Below are 21,758 nucleotides of genomic sequence, written 5' to 3' on the forward strand. Positions count from 1 at the left end.
CCCTCGTCCGAATCCTTCCCTGCCCCTATGCTGAGCCTATGGCTGACCTGTTTGCCGAAGACCTGCCCGGTGCCGCGCCGGATGAACCGCGCGAGGATGCGCCGCTGGCTGACCGCTTGCGACCGCGCAATCTGGGCGAAGTCATCGGGCAGGAGCACCTGACGGGGCCGGAAGGCGCAATCGGGCGGATGGTTGCGGCGGGGCGCCTCTCCAGCATGATCCTGTGGGGCCCACCCGGCACCGGCAAGACCAGCACGGCGCGGCTGCTGGCCGATGCCGTGGGGATGCGGTTCGTTTCGGTCAGCGCGGTATTCTCGGGCGTCGCTGACCTCAAGAAGGCCTTTGCCGAGGCTGAGACCGCGGCGAAGATGGGGCAACGCACCTTGCTGTTCGTGGACGAGATCCACCGCTTCAACCGCGCGCAGCAGGATGGCTTCCTGCCCTTTGTCGAGAAGGGCACCGTCACGCTGGTTGGCGCGACGACCGAGAATCCGTCGTTCGCGCTCAACGCCGCGCTGCTGTCGCGCGCGCAGGTGCTGATCCTGCACCGGCTCGATGCCCGCGCGCTCGATGAATTGCTGACCCGGGCCGAGGCCATAGCTGGCCCGCTCCCCCTCACCCCTGATGCGCGCAAAGCGCTGGTCGCGAGCGCCGATGGCGATGGGCGCTTCCTGCTCAACCAGGCTGAAACGCTTTACAATGCGGCAATCCCGGAACCGCTCGATCCGGCTGGCCTGGGCGCCTTCCTGCAGCGCCGCGTGGCGGTCTATGACAAGGACCGCGACGGGCATTACAACCTCATTTCCGCGCTCCACAAGGCGCTGCGCGGCTCTGACCCGCAGGCCAGCCTCTACTACATGGCGCGGATGCTAACCGCCGGGGAGGAGCCTCTTTACGTGCTGCGCCGGCTAGTGCGCTTTGCCAGCGAGGACATTGGCCTCGCCGATCCGCAGGCGTTGGTCCAGTGCCTCGCCGCCAAGGATGCCTATCAGTTCCTCGGCAGTCCGGAAGGCGAGCTGGCGATCGTACAGGCCTGCCTCTACCTCGCCACTGCGCCCAAATCGAATGCGGCCTATGTCGCGCAAAAGGAAGCGTGGAAGAGCGCCAAGGAAACCGGCAGCCTGGCCCCGCCCGCCCATATCCTCAACGCCCCGACCAACCTGATGAAGGACATCGGCTATGGCGCGGGCTATGCGTATGACCACGAGGCCGAGGACGGCTTTTCCGGCGCGGATTACTGGCCGGAAGGCATGGCGGCGCAGGATTACTACCGCCCGGTCGAACGCGGCTTCGAGCGCGAGGTGCTCAAGCGGCTGGAGTGGTGGGACAAGAAGCGGCGTGAGCTGCGCGGGGAATGAAGCCCGGCAGATTCCGGCACTTTGCGGCGATCGATTGGTCCGGCGCAGCAGGCGAGCGGCACCATGGGATTGCGGTTGCGCTGTGCAGCGCCGGTGGGGACGCACCCGAACTGGTCCGCCCTGGCCATCGCTGGTCGCGCCCCGAAGTGCTCGACTGGCTGCTGACCGAACTGCCGGATAGCTCCATTGTCGGTTTCGACATGGGGATCAGCCTGGCCCACGCGGATGCCGGCGGCTTCTTTCCCGGCTGGGCGGAGAGCCCAGCAACGGCCCGCGAGCTATGGGCGCTGGTCGACCGGGTCTGCGCCGCTGATACGCACCTATCGGCCAGCAGCCTCGTCGATCACCCCGAAGCCGCCCGCCACTTCCGCCGCCACGGCGGACGCGAGGGCGATCTGTTCGGCGGGGGGCGCGGCCGCTTTCGGGTAACCGAGCGCGTGCAGGAGGCGATGGGCTGCCGGCCCTATTCCAACTTCAACCTGGTCGGCGCGGCGCAGGTCGGTAAATCAAGCCTGACGGGGATGCGGTTGCTCCACCGTCTGGAACAGCGCTTGCCAGTCTGGCCGATCGATCCGCTGCCGGAAACTGGTTCGGTGGTTTGCGAGATCTACACCACCATCGCCGCGCGTGCGGCGGGGCGGCGCACCGGGGCATCGAAAATTCGTGACTATGCCGATCTTGGCGCTGCGCTGATCGCGCTCGGCTCGGAGCCAGTTGCAGGAACGGGCGCCATTACCGACCATGCCGCCGACGCCCTGATCACCGCCGCCTGGCTGCGCCAGGCCGCGCACGATCCGGCGCTCTGGTCTCCGTACGGGCTTACCCCCGAAATTGCCCAAACAGAGGGGTGGACCTTTGGCGCGGCCTGACGCAAAGGACACCAGCACAAAGACCACGTTGCCGGCTTAGCTCAGTTGGTAGAGCACCTGATTTGTAATCAGGGGGTCGCGGGTTCGATCCCTGCAGCCGGCACCATATAACACACGCAGGGACGGTCATTAGATGCTTGCAGAGATGATCACGCGGCTGTTCGAGCGGTCGCTCGACGATGCAGCGCAAGCCGCCGCGCGCGAGGGACAGTGGCTCCCGGCGCTGTGGACCGAGGTTGAGGAAATGGGGCTGCCGCTGGCCTTGCTGACTGAGGACCAGGGCGGCTTCGGCCTGTCCTTTGCCGAAGCTGGCGAAGCGCTCCGCCTGCTCGGCAGCCACGCCATGCCGCTCCCCGTCGCCGAAACAATGGCCGCCAACCAGCTCTTCGCCGCCGCCGGTCTGGCCCTGGCCGAAGGCCCCGCCGGGATCGCCCGGGCCGATGACCTGACACTCAGCAATGGCCGCCTGACCGGCACCGTCGCCCGCGTTGCCTGGGGTGAGCAGCTCGATTGCCTGGCGTTGGCCGTGGGGGACACGCTCTGCCGCGTACCGCGCGCTGGCTGGACCATTGCCGCGGCTGGCACCTCCGCCAACTTCCACCCGCGCCCGACTCTTGCCATCGACTGGACGGTCGATGCCGAAGCGGCGCTGCCGTGGTGCCCGCTGGCATCGGGCGCGACTGTTCGCGCGTTCCAGATCGCCGGGGCGCTCGAAGCCGCGCTCGACATGACGCTGAGCCACACCGCCACCCGCGTCCAGTTCGGCAAGCCGCTCCAGAAGAACCAGGTCGTGCAGCATGAGCTGGCCAAGCTGGCCGGCGAACTGGCCTGCGCCACGGCCGCCGCCGACCTGGCCGGAGAAGCGCTGGCCCGCCATGACGTGCTGGGCGTAGCCGCCGGCACGCTGCGCGCCCGCGAAGCCGCGACCGCCGGGGCTGCCATTGCCACCCAGATGCACGGCGCAATCGGTTTTACCCGTGAGCACCGGCTCCACCTTTACACCACTGCCCTGTGGGCCTGGCGTGACGAGTTCGGCGGTCAGGTATCCTGGGCGAAACTGCTGGGCTCTGCCGCGCTTGCCGCTGGCGGTCCGGGCTATTGGCCGATGGTGACTGGACTATGACCGCGATTCCCTTTCCCGCCCCGCCAGCCGACAGCGCCGAGGTTGTCGCCCTGCGCGCCGAATTCCGCACCTTCCTGGATGAGCAGCTGAAGGACCGCACCCCGCGCCAGCGCAGCGACAACTGGTATGGCTATGACCGCGGCTTCAGCCGGGCGATGGGCCAGGCCGGCTATCTCGGCATGACCTGGCCGAAGCAGTATGGCGGGCATGAGCGGAGCGCCTTTGAACGCGCTGTGATCGTTGAGGAATGCCTCGCTGCCGGGGCACCAGTTGGCGCGCACTGGATTGCCGATCGCCAGTCTGGCCCCTCGATCCTGAAGTTCGGCACCGAGGCACAGAAGCAGGCATTTCTGCCCCGCATCGCCGCGGGCGAGCTGTCGTTCGGGATCGGGATGAGCGAGCCGGACTCGGGCTCTGACCTGGCCGCGACCCGCACCAAGGCGGTGAAGGACGGCGATGTCTACCGCGTCACCGGGACTAAGGTCTGGACCAGCTTCGCGCACGAGGCTGACTATGTGATCCTGTTCTGCCGCACCAGCGGGACCCCAGCTGACCGCCACATGGGCACCAGCCAGTTGCTGATCGACCTCAAGAACACCCCGGGCCTGACGATCAAGCCGATCATCGACCTCGCCGGCCAGCACCACTTCAACGAGATGCATTTCGAGGACGCCGTGGTGCCCGCCGACATGCTGCTGGGTGAAGAAGGCCAGGGCTGGGATCAGGTGATGAGCGAGCTGGCGTTTGAGCGCTCGGGCCCAGAACGCTTCCTGTCCTCGATCGAGCTGATGGTCCAGCTGATCGAGGTTCTGAAAGGCCGCGATAGCGATGCCGCGCAGATCACGGTTGGCCGGGTCACCGCGCGCCTCGCCGTGCTGCGGCGTCTGTCGCGCTCGGTCGCTGGGATGTTGCAGGAGCACCAGAACGCCAACCTCCAGGCGGCGATCGTCAAGGATGTCGGCGCGCTGTTCGAACAGGCCCTGCCCGACATCGCCCGCGAACTGATCGACGCCGAACCCGATCCGCGCGCGGCCGGGGCCTATGCTTCGGTCCTTGCCAATATCGTCCACAATTCGCCGAGCTGGTCGCTACGCGGCGGTACGCGCGAAATCCTGCGCGGGATCATCGCCCGGGGCCTTGGTACGCGCTGACACGGTTGCAATTGTAACCTGATCGGGGAATGGTCCGTCCATGACCGACCAGACCATGACCTACGCGCGCTACCTCGCGCTCGACGACCTGCTTTCTGCCCAGCACCCGCAGTCTGACTGCGATGACGAGATGTTGTTCATCGTCATCCACCAGACCAAGGAGCTGTGGCTCAAGCAGATGATCCGCGAGTTGCGGCTGGCCAAGGAACAGGTCCAGGCGGGGGCGCTGGTGCCGGCCTACAAGGCGCTGGCGCGGGTCAGCCGGATCCAGGCGGTGATGACGCTGAGCTGGGACGTCCTCGCGACCATGACGCCGAGTGACTACACCCGCTTCCGCGACGTGCTGGGGCCATCCAGCGGCTTCCAGTCCGACCAGTTCCGCACGGTCGAATACATGCTGGGGCTGAAGGATAAGCGCTTCCTGTCCTATCAGGAGGATCGCCCCGAAGCGCGCGCGGCGATGGAAGCCGCACTGGCCGCGCCGAGCCTGTGGGACGATGCGATTGCCGCCGCCGCACGGGCCGGTCTGCCGATCCCGACAGAGGTACTCGGGCGAGATGTGACCAAGCCCCATGAGGCCAACGAAGCGGTCGAGGCGGCCTTCCTCGAAGTCTATCGCCACACCGACCGCTATTGGGAGCTTTACCAGCTCGCCGAAAAGCTGGTCGATCTCGACGATGCCATGGCAACCTGGCGGCACAAGCACGTGCTGACGGTGGAGCGCGTGATCGGCGGCAAGCGGGGCACCGGCGGCACGGCGGGTGCGGCCTATCTGCACTCCACCCTGGGCAAGCGCGCCTTCCCTGAACTGTGGACCCTCAGGACCAGTCTGTGAGCTACAAGCGCCTCTTCTCCCGCGCGCTTGCCGCCGCGCCTGGCCGCCTGCACTTTGCCGCGCACAGCCACCACCTCTGGCCCGATGCCAGCTGGGATGGGCACGCCGAAGCCTGGCAAGACGCCGCCGTCCTGGCTGACCACAAATGGGACCGGGTGTTCGGCGCGGTAATCCCCGAGGCCCAGAGCCAGATTGCGGCCGAGCTCGCCCTGCCTGATCCGGCCAGCATCGCCTTTGCGCCCAATACCCACGAACTGTTGGTGCGGATCGTCTCGGCCCTGCCGATGGATCGCCCGCGCGTGCTGGCGAGCGATGGCGAGTTCCACTCCTTTCGCCGCCAGTCGCTGCGCTGGGCCGAGGCCGGACGGATCGCGCTGACCACCGTGCCGCTGGAGCAAGTGGTCGAGACCGCCGAGAGCGGTCAATTCGACCTGATCTTCGCCAGCCAGGTCCAGTTCAATTCGGGTAAGGTGCTGGACGGGATCGAGCACCTGGCCGCCCTCGCCCGGCCCGAGGGGCCATGGGTGGTGATCGATGGTTATCACGGCTTCATGGCCTTGCCGACCGACCTCTCGGCGATCGCGGACCGTGTCTTCTACCTGTCAGGTGGCTACAAATATGCCATGGCCGGCGAAGGCGCCTGCTTCCTCCATGCCCCGCCGGGTTTCGGCCCCCGCCCCGAGTACACTGGCTGGTTTGCAGCATTCGATGACCTGGCAGCCAAGCAGGGCGGCGTCGGCTTCGCCCCCGATGGCAGGCGCTACCTGGGCAGCACATTTGATCCGTCTGGGCTTTACCGCTTCAACGCGGTGCAGCGGACGCTGACGAGCGAAGGCCTGACCACCGCTGCGATCAGCGCGCACTGCGATGGACTGAAGGCACGGTTTCTGGCCGCCAACCCGCTGCCAGACTTATCGCTGATCTCCGAACCTCGCGTCCGGTTTCTAGCCTTCAAGGGCGAACTCGCTCCCATCCTCTACGACTTGCTATCGGACAGGGGCGTGATCACAGATCTTCGCGACGACGTGCTGCGGATCGGATTTGCACTCTACCAAAGCGAAGACGATGTTGACGACTTGCTCGCCAGGCTGGCCGACATCTTTGATACCGCTTTGGCCTGAATACAATCGTTCTTGCAGATTTCAGCGCGCGCGTAATTTGCCCGGGCAGTGTACTACATCGTAGATTGAAAGCGGACGATTGTCGGCCGCGATGCGCTTGTCGCCCGCTGCATTTTCTTCAACCTTTACCTTGCCGCATTTTCCGGCCAGCGCGAACTGCGCAAGGCCCGGGCTGGCTACGATCGTGGTGGGCAGGTAGAACACGGTGCCGGTATGGGGTGAACGCAAGCCAAGCGTTTTTCCGCGCAGCTGCGTGACGGGCAGTGCCTCTTCACCGCGGGTCAGATCCTGCTGAAATAGCCGACTGATCAGCAAGCCCCGGCTGATATTGCCGCAAGCATAGAGGCCGAGAGCCATGCTGCCCACCATCACCAGTCGCTTGAGAAGACGCAACTCGAACAGGCTGGCAAAGCTGTAACCGATGAAGCCGGACAGAACGGCCCCCACCACGTAAACGATCGTGAAAGTGCTTCCGGTCCTGAGTTTCGTGATCATGGCGGTGTTGGTCGAAGCCACGGCCAGATAGGCGGCGGCAATCGCGGCACTTAGGCAGACGGCTGCCAAAACCTTTCTGTCCACGCCAACACCCCTGTTGAAACACCCCTAGCTTCGCGCCTGCCAGACGAAAGTCAATCATTGGCACGAAAAGCCCCGCCGGATCGCTCCGGCGGGGCCATTCGCTAAAGACGGTAGCCGCGATCAGAACTTGATTGAGGCTTCCACACCGAACACGCGCGGTTCGTTGACCATCGCGGTGAGGTTGTTGAAGTCGATCCCCGAAACGGCCGAAACATCGTTGGTGATGTTGCGGGCGTAAGCGGCAATGTCGAACTTATCGGTGCGGTAGCCAATCCGCAGGCCGCCTTCGAGCATCTTGTCGTCGCTGAATTCGACCGAGTCGTAGAGGAAGAACTGTACCTTCGAACGATAAGCCCAGTCGGTGAACACATAGGCTTCGCCATTGCCCATCGGGGCGGCATAACCGGCCGTCCAGTTGGCGATCCAGCGCGGGCTCTGCGGCAGCTGGTTGCCGTTGATCGAGAAGATCCCCGGGCTGCCGACGCGCTGCGGGCTGGTGACGGTGCAGTTGGCGCCGCAGCCGGCGACAAAGGCGTTCGGGTCCTTGATCTCGTTGTGGTTGTACGAGAGGCCGGCTGTCAGCGTCAGACCCTGGGCGGGCTTGGCTTCCAGTTCGGCTTCGAAGCCGTAACCATCGACCTTCGCGGCGTTGAGCAGCGTGGTGAAGTTCGAGGCGCCGCCCACAGCCGTCAGCTGCAGATCGTCGGTGCTGAAGTAGAACCCGGTCAGGTTGAAGCGCAGCTTGCCATCGGCCAGGGTCGACTTGATCCCGGCTTCATAGCTCATCGTGGTTTCGCTGTTGGCGACCGAAGGCGTGCGGCCGAAGGCCAGGCGGGCCTGGATTGCCGGAGCGCGATAGCCCTTGGCGACGCGGGCGAAGAGGTTGACGTCGTCGCTCAGCGGATAGCTCGCGGCGAGGTCCCAGGTCAGGACGTTGTCGCCCACTTCGGTGGTGACGGCCGGCACCGGGCCGCCGAAGCCAAGGAAGCCCGGGCGGGTATCGACCGGACGGGCGGCGACCATCTTGCGCTGGTCATCGTTGTAGCGCAGGCCGCCCTGCAGCTTTACGCCGTTTTCGAACTCGTAAGAGAGCGAGCCGAACAGGCCCCAAGCGGTGCTGCCCTGGCGCTGGGTGGCGATGGCGGCCGGGGTAGTGTCAGTCGGCGCGCCGAAGTCGAAGCTGGTGATGTCGAGCTTTTCGTTCAGGTAGAACACACCAGCCTGATAACCGAGGCCGCCGGTGTTGTTGCTGGCAAAGCGCAGTTCCTGGGTGAACTGGTCGAGGCTCGGCACGTTGTCCTGCGACTGGGCCGAGAACGGGATGAAGCCCGGGCCCATGGTCGGGGCAAAGGCATTGCCGAAGCCGCCATCGATATCGCCGCGGCTGTAGAGGTTGCCGTTCCAGTAGCTGGTGACCGAAGTGATGGTGACCGGGCCGGCATCGTATTCGGCAGTCATGCCCAGGTTGTAGTTGCGCAGGCGCTGGAAGTTCAGGCCATCGGCACGGACCTGATCGCGCTTGAACTCGGTGGTCGGGCCGCCCAGGCCGATCAGCTTGTTGCTGCCCTTGGCAAAGGCGTTGGCGCGGAACAGGCGGGCGGTACCGTCGAAATCGCGGATCTGGCCGACGACGCGGACGGTGAAGGCATCGCTCAGGTCAGCCTGGATCTGCAGGCGGGCGGCGAGGTCTTCAAAGCCTTCGAGGTTGTTTTCGCCTGGGGCGTCGAGGTTGTCGACCCAGTCATCGCGCCGCTGGTACAGCACCGAAAGGCGGGCCGAGATACCGTTGCCCAGTTCACCGCCGACGCCGGCTTCGGCGTTGATGGTGTTGAAGCTGCCGTAGCTGGCCTTCAGGTAGTTGTTCTTCGAGGTCGGCTTGGCGGTATCGAACTTGACGATCCCGGCCGGGGTGTTGCGGCCGAACAGCGTGCCCTGCGGCCCGCGCAGCACTTCGACGCGGTCAAGGTCGAACACCGGGAAGCCCTTCAGGATCGGGTTTTCCAGCACGACATCGTCATAGACCAGGCTGACCGGCTGCGAGGCGTTGAGGTCAAAATCGGTGTTGCCCAGGCCGCGGATGTAAAAGCGCGGAAAGGTGCGGCCGAACGAGCTTTCGATGTTCAGGCTGGGGACGCGGCCGGAGAGGGCGCGGATATCGGCACCGGCGCCGGTGACAGCGGCCAGGGTTTCACCGCCGAGCGTGGCGACCGAAACCGGCACGTCCTGGAGGTTTTCCTCACGGCGCTGGGCGGTGACGATGATTTCATCGAGACGGGTCTCGTCGGTCGATTCCTGGGCGAAGGCCGGGGCCGAAGTGGCGACAACGGCAATAGCGGAAAGGCTGAGCAGCAGCTTGGTGCGCATCATGGTGGTCCTTGGGTTGGGAGGGGTTGGGGACGCATAGAATTCTGGGCGCGCGCTTAGTAGAGCCCGCTTTCGTACGAAACCGACAATCCGTAATGGCTCGCTTTTTTAGTTTCAGGTGTGACCGATTAGCCGCGCCCGCGGTACCCTGATACGCCCTGATCGGGCACCCACAGTCCTTCGGGCGGCGCGCCACTTTGCCAGAATACGTCGATCGGGATGCCGCCGCGCGGGTACCAATAGCCACCGATTCGCAGCCAGCGTGGCTGCATCTCGTCAAACAGGCGCTGGCCGATGCCGACCGTCACGTCTTCGTGAAAGCCGGCATGATTGCGGAATGAGCCAAGGAACAGTTTGAGGCTCTTCGATTCAACGATTGTCTGGCCCGGGGCATAGTCGATCACCAAGTGGGCAAAATCGGGCTGGCCGGTGACCGGGCAAAGCGAGGTGAATTCCGGCGCGGCGAAGCGTGCCAGGTAGAGCGCGTTTGGACGCGGATTGGGCACATAGTCCAGCACCGCTTCTTCCGGCGAGGCGGGGAGCGCGCTGGTCTGGCCCAGGTGGAGGGGCTGAAGTGTGTCCGACATGGCACGGCCTTGCCCCGAACGCGTCTGCAACACAAGCCACCGGGTTGAATGCGCGGGTTCACTCCCTATTCAGGGCTCCCGGTGCCAGCCGCACGGGGCATTGTAAGGGTGTGCGCGAAGTGACAATACCAATGGGGGCATTCAGGAACGGACTTGCGGTACTGGCGCTAGGCCTGGCCTTGCCCGCAGCGGCGCAAGGCACATTCAGTCTGCCTCCGGGCACCGCCAGCCCCAGTGCCCGCCCTGCCGGACCGGTCGATACCGACGCACCGGTTGTTCGCCCCCGCCCGACGCAGACTGCCACGCCGCAGCCGAGCGCCAGCCCGACCACTGCTCCTCCTCCGACCGCAACGCCATCGCCAAACGCAGCGCCGCGCCAGCCGATCGCGCGGCAGACCACCGCCCCGCGCCCCGCGCCTGCACCGGCAATCAGTCCCAGCGCTGCCGCCGATCCGCTTGCTCTTCCGGGAACTGCCACGCCGGCTCCGGCAGCGGCCGTGCCGACCGCCGTTCCGGCCCCCGCTCCGGCGCCTGTCGCAAGCGAACCAGCCGCCACGACTGCCGAGGCTTCGGACTGGGCCGCGTTTGCCACGGGCGCGCTGGTCGGCGCCCTGGCGCTGCTGGCGCTGGTCGGCGGGCTGCTGTGGCGTCGGCGCAAGTCAGACGCGGCGCCCAAGGTCGAATTTGAACCGCCGGCGGTGCCCGCGCCGTTGCAGCAGCCCGAGCCTGCCACAAACCCTGCTCCGCCCCCGCCCGCTGCACCTGTGCGCCCCCCTGAGCCCAGCCCCGCCCCACGGCCTGATGGCCTGCACATTTCGCTTGAAGCGCGCCGCCTCGATGCTTCGCTGATGGCGACCACGCTGACCTACCAGCTGACGCTCACCAACCATGGCGCTGCCCCGCTCAGCGCGCTGGCGATCGAGGGCGACATGGTTGCTGCCCATTCGTCACTGCCGGTCGAGCAGCAGATTGCCAATCCTGACCAGAAGCTGGAACTGCGCCATGCGCTGGTCGAGCTTGCTCCTGGAGCAAGCGCCGAGTTCAAGGGCGAAATGCGCCTGCCGTTGACCGCGATTACCCCGATCCGCGCTGGCAATGCGGCCTATTTCGTGCCGCTCGCCCGGCTGCGGGTGCAAGCGGCGCAGGCGGCCGACGAGTCGCTGGTCCTTGCCCAGACGTTTGTGATCGGTGAACTGCCCGAACAGCCCGGCGGTGCGCTGCGCCCGTTCCGGCTCGACCTTGGCCCGCGCACTTTCGGCAAGCTTGGCCAGCGCGCGGTCGGCTGACCAAATTGCCCTCGACGCGCGGCCAGAGGCGGGTTAAGCCTCCTTTCGCAGGTGCAGCGAAGAGGAGCGCGGCACTCGCCCGGACCTGACACGCAAAAATGCGCGGGCCCGGTCAGCGCGAGGAGGACGCGAGGGTCATATGGATAGTCTTGTCACCACCGAATGGCTGGCCAATGAAATTGGCGCCAGCGACCTGCGCATCGTCGATGCCAGCTGGCATATGCCGGCCACAGGCCGCAGCGCGCTCGACGAATACCTGGCGGCCCACATTCCTGGTGCCGTCTTTATGGACCTGGCCGATCTGGTCGACACCGGTTCGCCGGTCGACAATACCCTTCCTCCGCCGGAAAAGTTCGCCAGCCGCATGCAATCGCTCGGTCTGGGCGATGGCAGCCGGATCGTGATCTATGATGACAGCGCGGTCAAAACCTCAGCCCGCGCCTGGTTCATGCTCAAGCTGTTCGGCGCGCACAACGTCGCGATCCTCGATGGCGGGATTGCGAAGTGGAAGGCCGAAGGTCGCCCGCTGGCCGAGGGCCCCGAAACGCTGCGCCACCGTCATTTCACCGCCTGGCAGGAAGAGGGCAAGGTCCGCAGCAAGGACCAGATGCTGGCCAATGTTGCGAGCGGGGCCGAACAGGTGCTCGATGCGCGCGGGACCGCCCGGTTTACCGGCGAGGAAGCCGATCCGCGCCCGCACATCGCGGCTGGCCACATCCCCGGATCGCGCAACCTGCCCTATTCTGCCCTGTTCAATGCCGATGGCACCTTCAAGGACAAGGCCGGGCTGAAGGAAGCCTTCGCCGGGGCCGGGATCGACCTTAGCAAGCCAATCGTTACCACCTGCGGCAGCGGCGTTACTGCCTGTGTGCTCTTGTTTGCCATGCACTTGCTGGGCAAGGAAGACGCTAAGCTCTATGACGGTAGCTGGAGCGAGTGGGGGGCCGATCCGGACACGCCGAAGGCGACCGGCGCGGCCTGAGCAGCGACTACGAACGGATCCGGTTTGGCGAAGAAAACACCTGATAATCTAGGTCCCGCAACCCGCCTTGTTGGGGCCGGACGCAGCGCGGAATGGACGGGCACGCCCAGCCAACCAGGATCGGTGGTCAGCCCGCCGGTGTGGCGCGCCTCGACGCACCTCTATCCCGATTCTGCGGCGGTCCATGCCGGCAAGCCCAACGAGGACGGCCACTTCTATTACGGTCGCCGCGGTTCGCCGACCCAGTGGGCACTGGCCGATGCGCTGACCGAGCTGGAGCCGGGTGCAGCCGGGACTGTGCTGTATCCGTCAGGCGTGGCGGCAGTGGCCGGCGCGCTGTTCTCTGTGCTGCGACCGGGCGATGTCCTGCTGATGACCGACAACGCCTATGAGCCAACCCGCTCGATGGCGCGTGGGCTGCTTAAGGACATGGGCATTGAAACCCGCTGGTTCGATCCGCTCGATCCCGCCGCCTTTGCCGCCGCTGCTTGCGAACGCTGCAAGGCCGTGCTGCTGGAAAGCCCCGGCAGCCTGACGCTCGAAGTGCAGGATGTGCCAGCGCTCTCTGCCCTCGCGCGGGAACGCGGCATCGTCGTGGTGCTCGACAATACCTGGGCCGGACCGCTGGCTTTCCCTGCGCTGGAACGCGGCGCGGACATTGTCGTAATGAGCCTGACCAAGCACGTCGGCGGCCATTCTGACCTGATGATGGGCAGCGCCGCGGCAGGCGAAAAGTACTACGCCAAGCTGCGCAAGACCGCGCAGAGCCTGGGCCAGGTAGTCTCGCCCGACGATGCCGCCCTCGCCCTGCGCGGCCTGCGCACGATGGGCCTGCGGCTGGAGCGCGAGACGGCCAGTTCGCTGGCGCTGGCGCAGTGGCTTTCAGCGCGCCTGGAAGTTGCCCGCGTGCTCAATCCCATGCTGCCGGGATCCCCGGGGCACGAGCTCTGGACCCGCGATTTCTCCGGTGGCTGCGGCCTGTTCAGCCTGGTGTTCAAGGGCAAGGACGGCAAGGCGCGCGATGCCTTCATCGATGCGCTCACTCTTTTTGGCATCGGCTATTCATGGGGCGGGTTCGAGAGCCTCGTTACCCCGATCGATCCGGCGGGCCTGCGGACTGCGACCCGCTGGCCGCTTCCCGGCATGGACGCGGCCGACCGCTTTGGGGTTCGCCTCTCGATCGGACTAGAAGAACAGGCCGACCTGATCGCCGACCTTGAACGCGGCCTTGCGGCGTGGAGTGCGGCATGAGCTGGCCGGAATTTCTGGGCTGGCTCGATACGATCGGGTTCGATCTGGGCGGTTATCACATCTCCTTGCTGGTCGCGTTCAAGATCCTGACCGTGGTCGTCGGGGTAGTCGTGATCGGGTGGACGCTGACCCGGTTCGTGCGCCGGGTCTTCCGCCGCATGACTCGGCTCGACCTTGCACAACAGGTGCTGGGCGAAAAGCTGGTCAACATCGCCGTCTGGACCGCGCTGGTGCTGATTGGTGTCGATATCCTTGGCATTAACCTGACCGCGCTGACCGTGTTTTCCGGCGCATTTGGCCTGGCCATCGGCTTTGGTTTGCAGAAGACGCTGGGCAACCTGATCTCAGGGATAATCCTGCTCATGGACCGCTCGATCGAGCCGGGCGACGTGATCGCGGTCGGCACCGGCTCGGACAAGACCGTTGGTAAGGTCAACCGCATCGGCATCCGCGCCGTCGCAGTTACCACCCGCGACCACATCAGGTATCTGATCCCGAACGAATTGCTGATGACTTCAGCGGTCGAGAACTGGACCGCCAGCACCAAGGACGAACGGATGAAGGTGCCCGTCCGCGTGGCTTACGGTACCGACCTTGACCTGGCCGAGCGGCTGATGCTCCAGGCGATCGAGGGCGTGGACCGCGTCCAGCCAGAGCCCAAGCCGGCAGTCTGGCTGGTCAGTTTCGCCGAAAAAGGCATCGAGTTCGAAATCCAGGTCTCGATCAGCCAACCCGAAATCGGTACCGGCATGATCCGCTCGGCCATTCTCCGCAATGTCTGGCGCCTCTTTAACGAGAACGGCGTTGTCATCCCGGCCGGCTGACCGGGAAAAGCTATCCTAAGCCCCCGCAAAGGCATTCTGGCTGGCAGCGGCGCGCCCGAAAGCGCACTTGGGCAAGATGAGCAATCCTACTCCCGAGCCCGGAAAGGTCTGGCTGGTCGGCGCTGGTCCCGGCGATCCTGACTTGTTGACGCTGCGCGCCGCGCGGCTGATCATGCGGGCCAGGCTGATCGTCCACGACGGCCTGGTCGATCCCGCAATTCTCGCGCTCGCGCGGCCCGAGGCCCGGCTGGTTTCGGTCGCCAAGCGCCGTTCGCGCCACACCATGCCGCAGGAAGAGATCAACGCGCTCCTCGTCCGCGAGGCGCTGACCGGCAAGGAAGTGGTCCGCCTTAAGGGCGGCGATCCGTTCATCTTCGGACGCGGCGGTGAAGAGGCCGAGGCCTGCCAGGCAGCTGGCGTAGCCGTCGAAGTGGTCCCCGGCATCAGCGCTGCAATCGGCGCTGCCGCTGCTGCACAAATGCCATTGACCCACCGTCGTTCGGCCTCGGTGGTCAGCTTCGTGGCCGGCCAGTGCAAGGGCCTTAGCGAACAGAACTGGGCGGGTCTCGCCGGCAAGGGTCGCACCTTGGTCATCTACATGGGCCTTGCCACGGCCGAGGCGATTGCCGACAAGCTGATCGAGGACGGTCTGGCACCCGACATGCCGGTCGCGGTGGTGGAGAATGCCACGCGCCCGCAGATGCGCGTCTTGCGCACCAGTCTCGCCGGACTGCCGGACCTTGTGGCCCGCGCGAAGGTCAAGAGTCCGGCGGTGATCGTGATCGGCGAAGTGACCGCCGAACCCCAAGTTGAAGCGTTGCGCGCCTTGGCGCTGGAGGCCACGACATGAAGATCTTGACCGGCAATGACCTCAAGACCGGCGCCGTCACTTGGTGGGACGGCGTACAATGGTCGCTCCATGTCGAAGACGCGGTCGATGTTGGCGATCACGCCGACACGATTCTGGCCCGCGAACTGGCCGCGCGCCGCGTCAACGCCGCCTATGCGATCGACGCGGTGAAGGATGAGACCGGGGTGCGCCCCGGCCACATCAAGGAACGCATTCGCGCGCTCGGCCCAACCGTGCGCCCCGACCTGACTTTGAAGCCGGCTGATCCGACCGCCGGCGATTGGGTGATCTGATGTACAAGTATGACACTTACGACCAGGCAATGGTCGATGCCCGGGTCGAGGAATTCCGCGACCAGGTGCGCCGCCGGCTTGAAGGCCACATTACCGAGGACCAGTTCAAGCCGCTGCGGCTGATGAACGGGCTCTATCTGCAGCTCCACGCCTATATGCTGCGCGTTGCCATCCCTTATGGCACGCTGTCAGGTGCGCAGATGCGGATGCTGGGCGATATCGCCGACAAGTATGACCGCGGCTATGGCCACTTCACCACCCGCCAGAACATCCAGTACAACTGGATCAAGCTGGAAGAAGCGCCCGACCTGCTGGCCGAGCTCGCATCGGTTGAGATGCATGCGATCCAGACCAGCGGCAATTGCATCCGCAACACCAGTTCGGACCAGTATGCCGGCGCCGCAGCAGACGAGGTGGTCGATCCCCGGCCCTATGCCGAACTGATCCGCCAGTGGAGCACCTTCCACCCCGAATTCAGCTTCCTGCCGCGCAAGTTCAAGATGGCGGTAATCGCCTCTGACATCGACCGCGCGGCGATGAAGCTGCACGATATCGGCGTGCAGATTGTGCGGAATGCGGCTGGCGAGATCGGTGCGGCCTTCTACGTCGGCGGCGGCATGGGCCGCACGCCGATGATTGCGCCGTGCATCAATCCCTTCGTGCCGATCGATCAGTTCATCACCTATGCCGAGGCCTGCCTGCGGGTCTACAACCGCCACGGCCGCCGCGATAACAAGTACAAGGCGCGTATCAAGATCCTGGTCCATGAGCTTGGAAAGGAAGAATATACCCGCCAGGTTGAGGCCGAGTTCGCGCACCTGTTGGCGCAGAACGTCGAACCCCCGCGGGCCGAGCTGGAGCGGATCAAGGCAATGTTTGCCGATCCGCCGTTTGAAGCTGGTCTTTCCGATGACCTGGACCGCCGCGATCCCGACTTCGCGCTGTGGGTTGACAACAACTGCGTCACCCACAAGCAGCCGGGCTATATCGCCGCGACGATCAGTCTGAAGCCGGTCGGCGGCATTCCGGGCGACGCGACGGGCGAACAGATGCGGCTGATGGCCGACCTTGCGGCGCAGTACTCGTTCGACGAGTTGCGCGTCACCCACGCCCAGAACATCGTCCTGCCGCATGTGAAAAAGGCTGATCTTTACGCGCTGTGGCAGGCGCTGGATGCCAAAGGCCTCGGCACGGCGAACCTCGACCTGGTCGGCGATATCATCGCCTGCCCGGGGCTCGACTATTGCAGCCTGGCCAATGCCCGCTCGATCCCGGTGGCGCAGAAGATCAGCCAGCGGTTGGCGGATAGGCAGCAGGAAATCGGTGAGCTGAAGCTCAAGATCTCGGGCTGCATCAATGCCTGCGGCCACCACCACGCCGGCCACATCGGCATCCTTGGCGTCGACCGCAAGGGGGTGGAGAACTACCAGCTTCTGCTTGGCGGCAGCGAGGCGGCCGACACGTCGCTCGGCACGATCACCGGGCCCGGTTTCGACGAGGACGGGATCGTGGATGCAGTTGAGAAGGCGACGCAAGTATATCTCGCAAATCGTTCGGATAACGAACGTTTCCTTGATACCTACCGCCGCATCGGCATGGCCCCGTTCAAGGAGGCGCTTTATGGCTGAGGTCCAATTCCGCTTCCGCGATGACGAACCCGTCGCCGATCCTGGCGTCACGGTCGATGCCTTCGGCGAGCAGACCAACGCCGCCGCCGTCCGGCTTGAGCCGGGTGACGATGCGCGCGATCTGCTCCCGCACCTTGAGCGCCTACAGCTGATCGAGGTGAACTTCCCGGTGTTCGGCGATGGCCGCGGCTATTCGGCCGCGCGGATCCTGCGCGAGGCCGGCTACCAAGGCGAACTGCGCGCCGTTGGTGACGTGCTGGTTGACCAGCTCGCCTTCCTGCGTCGCTGCGGCTTCGATGCCTTTGCGCCTGAAGTTCCGCTTGATCCGATCGACGCCGAGAACGCCTTCAACCGCTACTCGGATGTCTACCAGCCAACTACCGATGGGCGCGCAGCGATCTGGAGCAAGCGGCATGGCTGAACCGGCACGGCGCATTGACAAGCTTCACACCGGCCCGCGCTTTACCGCGGCCGATGTCGATGCGCTCAACTCGCGCTTTGCCGACGTACCGACCATCGCCATGCTCCGCGCGGTGCTGCGCGAGGGACTGGCGGGTGACGTCGCCGCCGTTTCCAGCTTCGGCGCGGAAAGCGCGGTGCTGCTGCACCTGATCGCCACGATCGATCGCTCGGTCCCGGTGCTGTTCCTTGATACCGGCAAGCACTTCCCCGAAACGCTGGACTATCGCGATACGGTGATGAAGCGCCTGGGCATGACCAACCTGGTCAACCTGACGCCCAATGCCGAGGCCCTCGCCGCGCGTGATGGCACTGGCCTGCGCTGGTCCTATGACCCTGACGGCTGTTGCGAAATCCGCAAAGTTCAGCCGCTGGCCGCGGCCCTCACCCATTTCGATGCCAGCTTTACCGGCCGCAAGGGCTTCCAGAGCGCGACCCGCGCCGGGCTCCAGACCTTCGAACTCGACCAGACCGATGCCCAGGGCCGGCTCAAGATCAATCCGCTTGCCACCTGGTCAAGCGGCCAGGTCAGCGCCTATTTCGAGGCCACCGGCCTCCCGGCTCATCCGCTGGTTGCGCAAGGCTATCCCTCAATCGGCTGCTCCCCCTGCACCACCAAGGTCGCGCCGGGCGAAGACCCGCGCTCGGGCCGCTGGAAGGGCTGGGACAAAACCGAATGCGGCATCCACGTCGACGGCGCCGCCGAGGCGCTGCCGCCGGGTTACGATCCGGCGTTCTAAAGCAAATCTTCGAGGAACAGGCTGACCAAACCGGCCTGGCTCGTCACCCCGGCCTTGGCATAGACCTGGCTGAGCTGGGCCCGGACCGTGCCCTGCGCCGCCCCGCGCAAGGCGGCAATCTCCGCTGCATCGCAGCCTTTCAGCGCAAACAGCGCCACGTCGCTCTCGGCCGCGGTCAGGCCCCAGTCGGCAAAGCGCGCCGCGATGTGTTCGCTGAGCGCACCCCGGGCGATGTCGAGCGCCTGCTCGCGCTGCTGCGCCTCAGCCAGCAGGCGGCGGACATGGGCCGCGCCGACAAACACCCCGGCCAGCAGGGCAAAGGCAATCAGCGCCTCGATCAGAATATGGGCAGTCACCCCATCGGCAGCGAAGTCACCCAAGGCATCGGCCACAAAGAACACTGCCGCCACCGCCTGGACCGCAACAACGCCCGCGACCAGCAAGGCCTGCCGGTCGCGGCGTTGTCTGATCTGGCTTACCCTGTTCGTCATGCCCCGTTCCGTCAGGTCCGGCGGTTGCCCCCCGGGATCATCGCCCCCACCACCTCGCGGCCTGAGCGGCGGGTTTCGAACACCACGCCGGCGAGATGCAGGGCAATCAGGACATAGAGCAAGTTGACCGCGATTTCGTGCATTTCTTCCAGCCACTCTTCGCCTTCGCTCTCAGCACCCTCGCCGGCCTCCTCGCCTTCGTCCTCACCCGCTTCCTCGGCCCTGGCCGAAGGAATGACCGTCTGCAGGATCGCGGCGGCAACCTCGCCCTGCTCGCCATGCTCACCCTTGACCGCTGCCGGATCGGAGGGCGGCGGGCCGGACATCGCAATCCCGCTGGCCACGATCACCGCCAGCGTCGCCCAGATCGCATAGGCCATCAGCGCGCCAAGCGGATTGTGCGACTGGTGGCGGACCACCTCGCCCCGGCGGATCTCGCCCAGGTGATTTGTGGCCCGCGCGAGGCTGGGGGGGAAGGCCGCAAAGCGGGCCTCGCGCGGACCGACCAGACCCCACAGCAAGCGCAAGGCAAGCAGCGCGGCCAGGCCATAGCCAACCCAGATATGCCAGCCCGAGCCCTCTTCGGTGACAATCGCATTGCCGATGACCGCGCCAACGATGCCCCAATGGGTCAGCTTGACGATCGGATCCCAGCGGCGCGGCTTGGTCAGTGCATTGGTCATTGTCCCGGCTCCTGGCGAGTTGCTGGAGCCGTCGATGGGCGGTGTGGGACCGATGGGCCAGTGCACAGCCGCTTAGCCTGGTCGCAATAAGCGGCTGCTTAGGTGCTCAAAGCCAGTTGTTGTCGCGATACCATTGCGCCGTGGCCTTCAGCCCCTCGCGCGTCGGGATCAGCGGGCGCCACAGACCGGATGGGGGACGAGAACCGTGGGTCACCACCCAATCCGGATGCGCCATGTACCCGACCCGATCGAGCGTCAGCTTGGCCCTGGGCCCGCGCACGAACCGGTCGGCGCGCGCCACCCGTTCCAGCGAAGCGCGGCTGAGGTGGATCACCCAGGGTCGCCGCCCCATCGCCCAGCCGATCGTCCGGGCCAGTTCATAGTGGCTCCAGCCGTTCTTGCGGCCATCATCGGGCTCGTAAACCCGGTGCGAGGCTTCTTCGCTGCGCGGCAGCAGCGCCAGCAGCAGGCGAGCGAGATCATCGACGTGGATCAGCGAGCTGCGCCCTTCGCGCGGCGGCACCGGCAGAAGGCCCCAGCGAGCGAGCCGGAACATCTCGAGATACTCGGTATCGCGCGGGCCGTAGATTCCGGGTGGGCGCACAATGGTCCAGTCGATCCCGCTGGCGCGCACCAGCTTTTCCGCGCGGGCCTTGCTGGCGCCGTAGACTGATAGGTCCGGCTCGCGCGCGGAGAGCGAGGAGACATGGACCAGCCGCGGCACACCGGCCTGGCGCGCTGCTTCGATCACATTGAGCGTGCCGGTGACATTGCCGCGCTCGAACCCTTCCGGGTCGGGCGCATTGACCACGCCAGCGACATGGATCACCGCTTCTGTGCCCCGGCACAGCTTCCTGAGCGCCGCATGGTCATCGAGGTCGCCGCGCACCCACTCAACTCCGGCGCGTGGCGGCTGGTCGCGGCGGTTTAGCGCTCGGACGGCAATCCCGGCCTCCTCGGCACGATCAAGCAGGGCCTGGCCGACAAACCCGGTCGCCCCGGTTACGGCTATCGTCACAGCACCACCATCTGGTCACGGTGGACCACGGCCGAGCGCGGGGCATAGCCAAGCAAGGCAGCGTGTTCGGCCGAGTTGTGGCCCATAAGCCGCGCGCATTCGAGCGCATCGTATTCGGCCAGGCCGTGGGCCAGCGTTTCGCCCGCCTCGCTGCGGATCGCCACGGCATCGCCGCGCTGGAACTCACCCTCGACCCTGATCACCCCGGCCGCGAGCAGGCTGGAACCCTTGGCCAATGCCCGCGCCGCCCCTGCATCGATCACCAGCGCACCCTTCAGCCGCAACCGACCGCCGAGCCAGGCCTTACGCCCGGCATCCTTGCGGCGCGGCAGGAACAGCGTGCCGATCCCCTCGGCCGAAGCGCGGGCAATCGGCGCATCGTACAGGCCACTGGCGATGGCCAGCGCGATCCCGGCGCGCTCGGCAATCTCGGCCGCCTGGAGCTTCGACGTCATGCCCCCAGAGCCCATGCCAGACGAAGATCCGCCTGTGGCCATGGCATGAACCTCGGCGGTCACCCCGCGCACCTCGGGCAGCAGCATGGCCCCCGGTTCGGCCGGGTTGCGATCGAACAGGCCATCGACATCGGACAGCAGGAGCACGGCATTGGCCTGCGCCGCCTGGGCCACCCGAGCGGCCAACCGGTCGTTATCGCCAAAGCGGATTTCCTGGGTGGCGACGCTATCATTCTCGTTGATCACCGGCACGGCCCCGGCATCGAGTAGCCGGGTCAGCGTGGCGGTGGCGTTGAGGTAGCGGCGGCGGTCTTCCAGGTCTTCCAGCGTCAGCAGCAATTGCGCGGCGGTGACGCCGTGCGCGCTCAGCAGTTCGGCCCAGAGGCCCGAGAGGGCGATCTGCCCGACTGCTGCAGCAGCCTGGGCATCGGCCAGGCTCCCGCGCCCGCCCTTGTCGAGACCGAGCTTGGCCGCACCTAGTGCAATCGCGCCCGAGGAGACGACGATCACTTCTTGCCCGCCTGCGCGGGCGGCGGCGATCTCTGCCACCAAGCCTTCCAGCCAGGCCCGGCGCACCCCGTCCTTGCCGACCAGCAGCGACGAGCCAACCTTGACCACCAGGCGGCGGCACAGCGCGGCATCGGCCAGATCGGACAGGCGGGTGATCTTCATGGCTTGCCGATTAGCGGACGGGCCCGCTCCCGCAAGCTTTTACTACCTGTCATCCCCGCGAAAGCGGGGACCCATCTCCAATACTGGCGCACAACCCAGCGGCTGCAATCGAGCGCAGCCGGGCCTCCCTGAACGGTAA

22 protein-coding genes and 1 tRNA gene are annotated in these 21,758 nt (G+C 65.9%); 16 read left to right on the forward strand and 7 right to left on the reverse strand.

From position 1 onward, the window contains the following. Positions 1–38 precede the first annotated feature (38 nt). The 7 genes from FRF71_RS01175 to FRF71_RS01205 all read left to right on the forward strand — a co-directional run bounded on the left by FRF71_RS01175 (position 39) and on the right by FRF71_RS01205 (position 6,457). On the forward strand, positions 39–1,358 hold the full coding sequence (locus tag FRF71_RS01175; RefSeq protein ID WP_147088832.1) for a replication-associated recombination protein A: 1,320 nt from the start codon (positions 39–41) through the stop codon (positions 1,356–1,358). Further along, complete coding sequence (locus tag FRF71_RS01180; RefSeq protein WP_147088833.1) at positions 1,355–2,227, forward strand: hypothetical protein; 873 nt, start codon at positions 1,355–1,357, stop codon at positions 2,225–2,227. The genes FRF71_RS01175 and FRF71_RS01180 overlap by 4 nt, the downstream gene beginning before the upstream one ends. Positions 2,228–2,257: 30 nt before the next feature. After that, a tRNA-Thr gene (locus tag FRF71_RS01185) sits at positions 2,258–2,333 on the forward strand. Positions 2,334–2,360: 27 nt separating this feature from the next. Next, entirely contained in the window at positions 2,361–3,350 is a 990-nt protein-coding gene (locus tag FRF71_RS01190) for an acyl-CoA dehydrogenase family protein (RefSeq protein WP_147088834.1), read from the forward strand. After that, positions 3,347–4,501: an acyl-CoA dehydrogenase family protein gene (locus tag FRF71_RS01195; protein ID WP_147088835.1), complete on the forward strand. Its 1,155-nt coding sequence runs from the start codon at positions 3,347–3,349 to the stop codon at positions 4,499–4,501. Before FRF71_RS01190 ends, FRF71_RS01195 begins: the two co-directional genes overlap by 4 nt. A gap of 40 nt (positions 4,502–4,541) precedes the next feature. Beyond that, complete coding sequence (locus FRF71_RS01200; protein ID WP_147088836.1) at positions 4,542–5,336, forward strand: tryptophan 2,3-dioxygenase; 795 nt, start codon at positions 4,542–4,544, stop codon at positions 5,334–5,336. After that, on the forward strand, positions 5,333–6,457 hold the full coding sequence (locus FRF71_RS01205; protein ID WP_147088837.1) for an aminotransferase class V-fold PLP-dependent enzyme: 1,125 nt from the start codon (positions 5,333–5,335) through the stop codon (positions 6,455–6,457). The genes FRF71_RS01200 and FRF71_RS01205 overlap by 4 nt, the downstream gene beginning before the upstream one ends. A gap of 21 nt (positions 6,458–6,478) precedes the next feature. Here FRF71_RS01205 and FRF71_RS01210 read toward each other — a convergent pair whose 3' ends face one another. From FRF71_RS01210 to queF, 3 genes are all read right to left on the reverse strand, one after another. Continuing rightward, positions 6,479–7,036 (reverse strand): hypothetical protein, encoded by a 558-nt coding sequence (locus tag FRF71_RS01210; RefSeq protein ID WP_147088838.1) that lies wholly within the window; start codon positions 7,034–7,036, stop codon positions 6,479–6,481. Between the two features lie 120 nt (positions 7,037–7,156). Further along, positions 7,157–9,400, reverse strand: a complete 2,244-nt coding sequence (locus FRF71_RS01215; RefSeq protein ID WP_202878091.1) for a TonB-dependent receptor — start codon at positions 9,398–9,400, stop codon at positions 7,157–7,159. A gap of 128 nt (positions 9,401–9,528) precedes the next feature. Continuing rightward, a complete protein-coding gene (queF, locus tag FRF71_RS01220; RefSeq protein ID WP_147088840.1) occupies positions 9,529–9,987 on the reverse strand; it encodes a preQ(1) synthase in 459 nt (152 codons plus the stop codon). Between the two features lie 131 nt (positions 9,988–10,118). Between queF and FRF71_RS15670 the strand changes: the two genes are divergently transcribed. The 9 genes from FRF71_RS15670 to FRF71_RS01265 all read left to right on the forward strand — a co-directional run bounded on the left by FRF71_RS15670 (position 10,119) and on the right by FRF71_RS01265 (position 18,300). Continuing rightward, positions 10,119–11,273, forward strand: a complete 1,155-nt coding sequence (locus tag FRF71_RS15670; RefSeq protein WP_147088841.1) for a hypothetical protein — start codon at positions 10,119–10,121, stop codon at positions 11,271–11,273. A gap of 139 nt (positions 11,274–11,412) precedes the next feature. Then, complete coding sequence (gene sseA / locus FRF71_RS01230) at positions 11,413–12,255, forward strand: 3-mercaptopyruvate sulfurtransferase (protein ID WP_147088842.1); 843 nt, start codon at positions 11,413–11,415, stop codon at positions 12,253–12,255. 24 nt (positions 12,256–12,279) lie between these two features. Beyond that, entirely contained in the window at positions 12,280–13,506 is a 1,227-nt protein-coding gene (gene metC, locus FRF71_RS01235) for a cystathionine beta-lyase (RefSeq protein ID WP_147088843.1), read from the forward strand. Continuing rightward, the gene (locus tag FRF71_RS01240; RefSeq protein ID WP_147088844.1) at positions 13,503–14,330 is read left to right on the forward strand and encodes a mechanosensitive ion channel family protein; all 828 of its coding nucleotides are present in this window, start codon (positions 13,503–13,505) and stop codon (positions 14,328–14,330) included. Before metC ends, FRF71_RS01240 begins: the two co-directional genes overlap by 4 nt. Before the next feature lie 76 nt (positions 14,331–14,406). After that, positions 14,407–15,180 carry a uroporphyrinogen-III C-methyltransferase gene (gene cobA, locus FRF71_RS01245; protein ID WP_147088845.1) on the forward strand — a complete coding sequence of 258 codons (774 nt, stop codon included), beginning with the start codon at positions 14,407–14,409 and terminating at the stop codon, positions 15,178–15,180. Continuing rightward, positions 15,177–15,473 (forward strand): DUF2849 domain-containing protein, encoded by a 297-nt coding sequence (locus FRF71_RS01250; protein WP_147088846.1) that lies wholly within the window; start codon positions 15,177–15,179, stop codon positions 15,471–15,473. Before cobA ends, FRF71_RS01250 begins: the two co-directional genes overlap by 4 nt. Continuing rightward, positions 15,473–17,101, forward strand: a complete 1,629-nt coding sequence (locus FRF71_RS01255) for a nitrite/sulfite reductase (RefSeq protein WP_147091480.1) — start codon at positions 15,473–15,475, stop codon at positions 17,099–17,101. The genes FRF71_RS01250 and FRF71_RS01255 overlap by 1 nt, the downstream gene beginning before the upstream one ends. After that, on the forward strand, positions 17,094–17,522 hold the full coding sequence (locus FRF71_RS01260; RefSeq protein ID WP_147088847.1) for a DUF934 domain-containing protein: 429 nt from the start codon (positions 17,094–17,096) through the stop codon (positions 17,520–17,522). The genes FRF71_RS01255 and FRF71_RS01260 overlap by 8 nt, the downstream gene beginning before the upstream one ends. Next, on the forward strand, positions 17,515–18,300 hold the full coding sequence (locus tag FRF71_RS01265; protein ID WP_147088848.1) for a phosphoadenylyl-sulfate reductase: 786 nt from the start codon (positions 17,515–17,517) through the stop codon (positions 18,298–18,300). The genes FRF71_RS01260 and FRF71_RS01265 overlap by 8 nt, the downstream gene beginning before the upstream one ends. Here FRF71_RS01265 and FRF71_RS01270 read toward each other — a convergent pair. The 4 genes from FRF71_RS01270 to proB form a co-directional block, all read right to left on the reverse strand. Continuing rightward, a complete protein-coding gene (locus FRF71_RS01270; protein WP_147088849.1) occupies positions 18,297–18,791 on the reverse strand; it encodes a helix-turn-helix transcriptional regulator in 495 nt (164 codons plus the stop codon). The two genes, FRF71_RS01265 and FRF71_RS01270, sit on opposite strands and share 4 nt — an antisense overlap. Before the next feature lie 11 nt (positions 18,792–18,802). Then, entirely contained in the window at positions 18,803–19,474 is a 672-nt protein-coding gene (locus FRF71_RS01275) for a cytochrome b/b6 domain-containing protein (protein ID WP_147088850.1), read from the reverse strand. Positions 19,475–19,580: 106 nt separating this feature from the next. Then, positions 19,581–20,492, reverse strand: coding sequence for an NAD-dependent epimerase/dehydratase family protein (locus tag FRF71_RS01280; RefSeq protein WP_147088851.1), 912 nt, complete (start codon positions 20,490–20,492; stop codon positions 19,581–19,583). After that, positions 20,489–21,619 (reverse strand): glutamate 5-kinase, encoded by a 1,131-nt coding sequence (gene proB / locus FRF71_RS01285; RefSeq protein ID WP_147088852.1) that lies wholly within the window; start codon positions 21,617–21,619, stop codon positions 20,489–20,491. The genes FRF71_RS01280 and proB overlap by 4 nt, the downstream gene beginning before the upstream one ends. Between the last annotated feature and the right edge of the window lie 139 nt (positions 21,620–21,758).

The organism is Novosphingobium ginsenosidimutans, assembly GCF_007954425.1.
Taxonomy (GTDB): domain Bacteria; phylum Pseudomonadota; class Alphaproteobacteria; order Sphingomonadales; family Sphingomonadaceae; genus Novosphingobium; species Novosphingobium ginsenosidimutans.

Excerpts from the sequence above, each read along its gene's own strand:
- FRF71_RS01175 (WP_147088832.1), top strand. The coding sequence starts at position 39 with ATGGCTGACCTGTTTGCCGAAGACCTGCCCGGTGCCGCGCCGGATGAA.
- FRF71_RS01180 (WP_147088833.1), top strand. The coding sequence starts at position 1,355 with ATGAAGCCCGGCAGATTCCGGCACTTTGCGGCGATCGATTGGTCCGGC.
- FRF71_RS01190 (WP_147088834.1), top strand. The coding sequence starts at position 2,361 with ATGCTTGCAGAGATGATCACGCGGCTGTTCGAGCGGTCGCTCGACGAT.
- FRF71_RS01195 (WP_147088835.1), top strand. The coding sequence starts at position 3,347 with ATGACCGCGATTCCCTTTCCCGCCCCGCCAGCCGACAGCGCCGAGGTT.
- FRF71_RS01200 (WP_147088836.1), top strand. The coding sequence starts at position 4,542 with ATGACCGACCAGACCATGACCTACGCGCGCTACCTCGCGCTCGACGAC.
- FRF71_RS01215 (WP_202878091.1), bottom strand. The coding sequence starts at position 9,400 with ATGCGCACCAAGCTGCTGCTCAGCCTTTCCGCTATTGCCGTTGTCGCC.
- queF (WP_147088840.1), bottom strand. The coding sequence starts at position 9,987 with ATGTCGGACACACTTCAGCCCCTCCACCTGGGCCAGACCAGCGCGCTC.
- FRF71_RS15670 (WP_147088841.1), top strand. The coding sequence starts at position 10,119 with ATGGGGGCATTCAGGAACGGACTTGCGGTACTGGCGCTAGGCCTGGCC.
- sseA (WP_147088842.1), top strand. The coding sequence starts at position 11,413 with ATGGATAGTCTTGTCACCACCGAATGGCTGGCCAATGAAATTGGCGCC.
- FRF71_RS01240 (WP_147088844.1), top strand. The coding sequence starts at position 13,503 with ATGAGCTGGCCGGAATTTCTGGGCTGGCTCGATACGATCGGGTTCGAT.
- cobA (WP_147088845.1), top strand. The coding sequence starts at position 14,407 with ATGAGCAATCCTACTCCCGAGCCCGGAAAGGTCTGGCTGGTCGGCGCT.
- FRF71_RS01250 (WP_147088846.1), top strand. The coding sequence starts at position 15,177 with ATGAAGATCTTGACCGGCAATGACCTCAAGACCGGCGCCGTCACTTGG.
- FRF71_RS01255 (WP_147091480.1), top strand. The coding sequence starts at position 15,473 with ATGTACAAGTATGACACTTACGACCAGGCAATGGTCGATGCCCGGGTC.
- FRF71_RS01260 (WP_147088847.1), top strand. The coding sequence starts at position 17,094 with ATGGCTGAGGTCCAATTCCGCTTCCGCGATGACGAACCCGTCGCCGAT.
- FRF71_RS01265 (WP_147088848.1), top strand. The coding sequence starts at position 17,515 with ATGGCTGAACCGGCACGGCGCATTGACAAGCTTCACACCGGCCCGCGC.
- FRF71_RS01270 (WP_147088849.1), bottom strand. The coding sequence starts at position 18,791 with ATGACGAACAGGGTAAGCCAGATCAGACAACGCCGCGACCGGCAGGCC.
- FRF71_RS01275 (WP_147088850.1), bottom strand. The coding sequence starts at position 19,474 with ATGACCAATGCACTGACCAAGCCGCGCCGCTGGGATCCGATCGTCAAG.
- proB (WP_147088852.1), bottom strand. The coding sequence starts at position 21,619 with ATGAAGATCACCCGCCTGTCCGATCTGGCCGATGCCGCGCTGTGCCGC.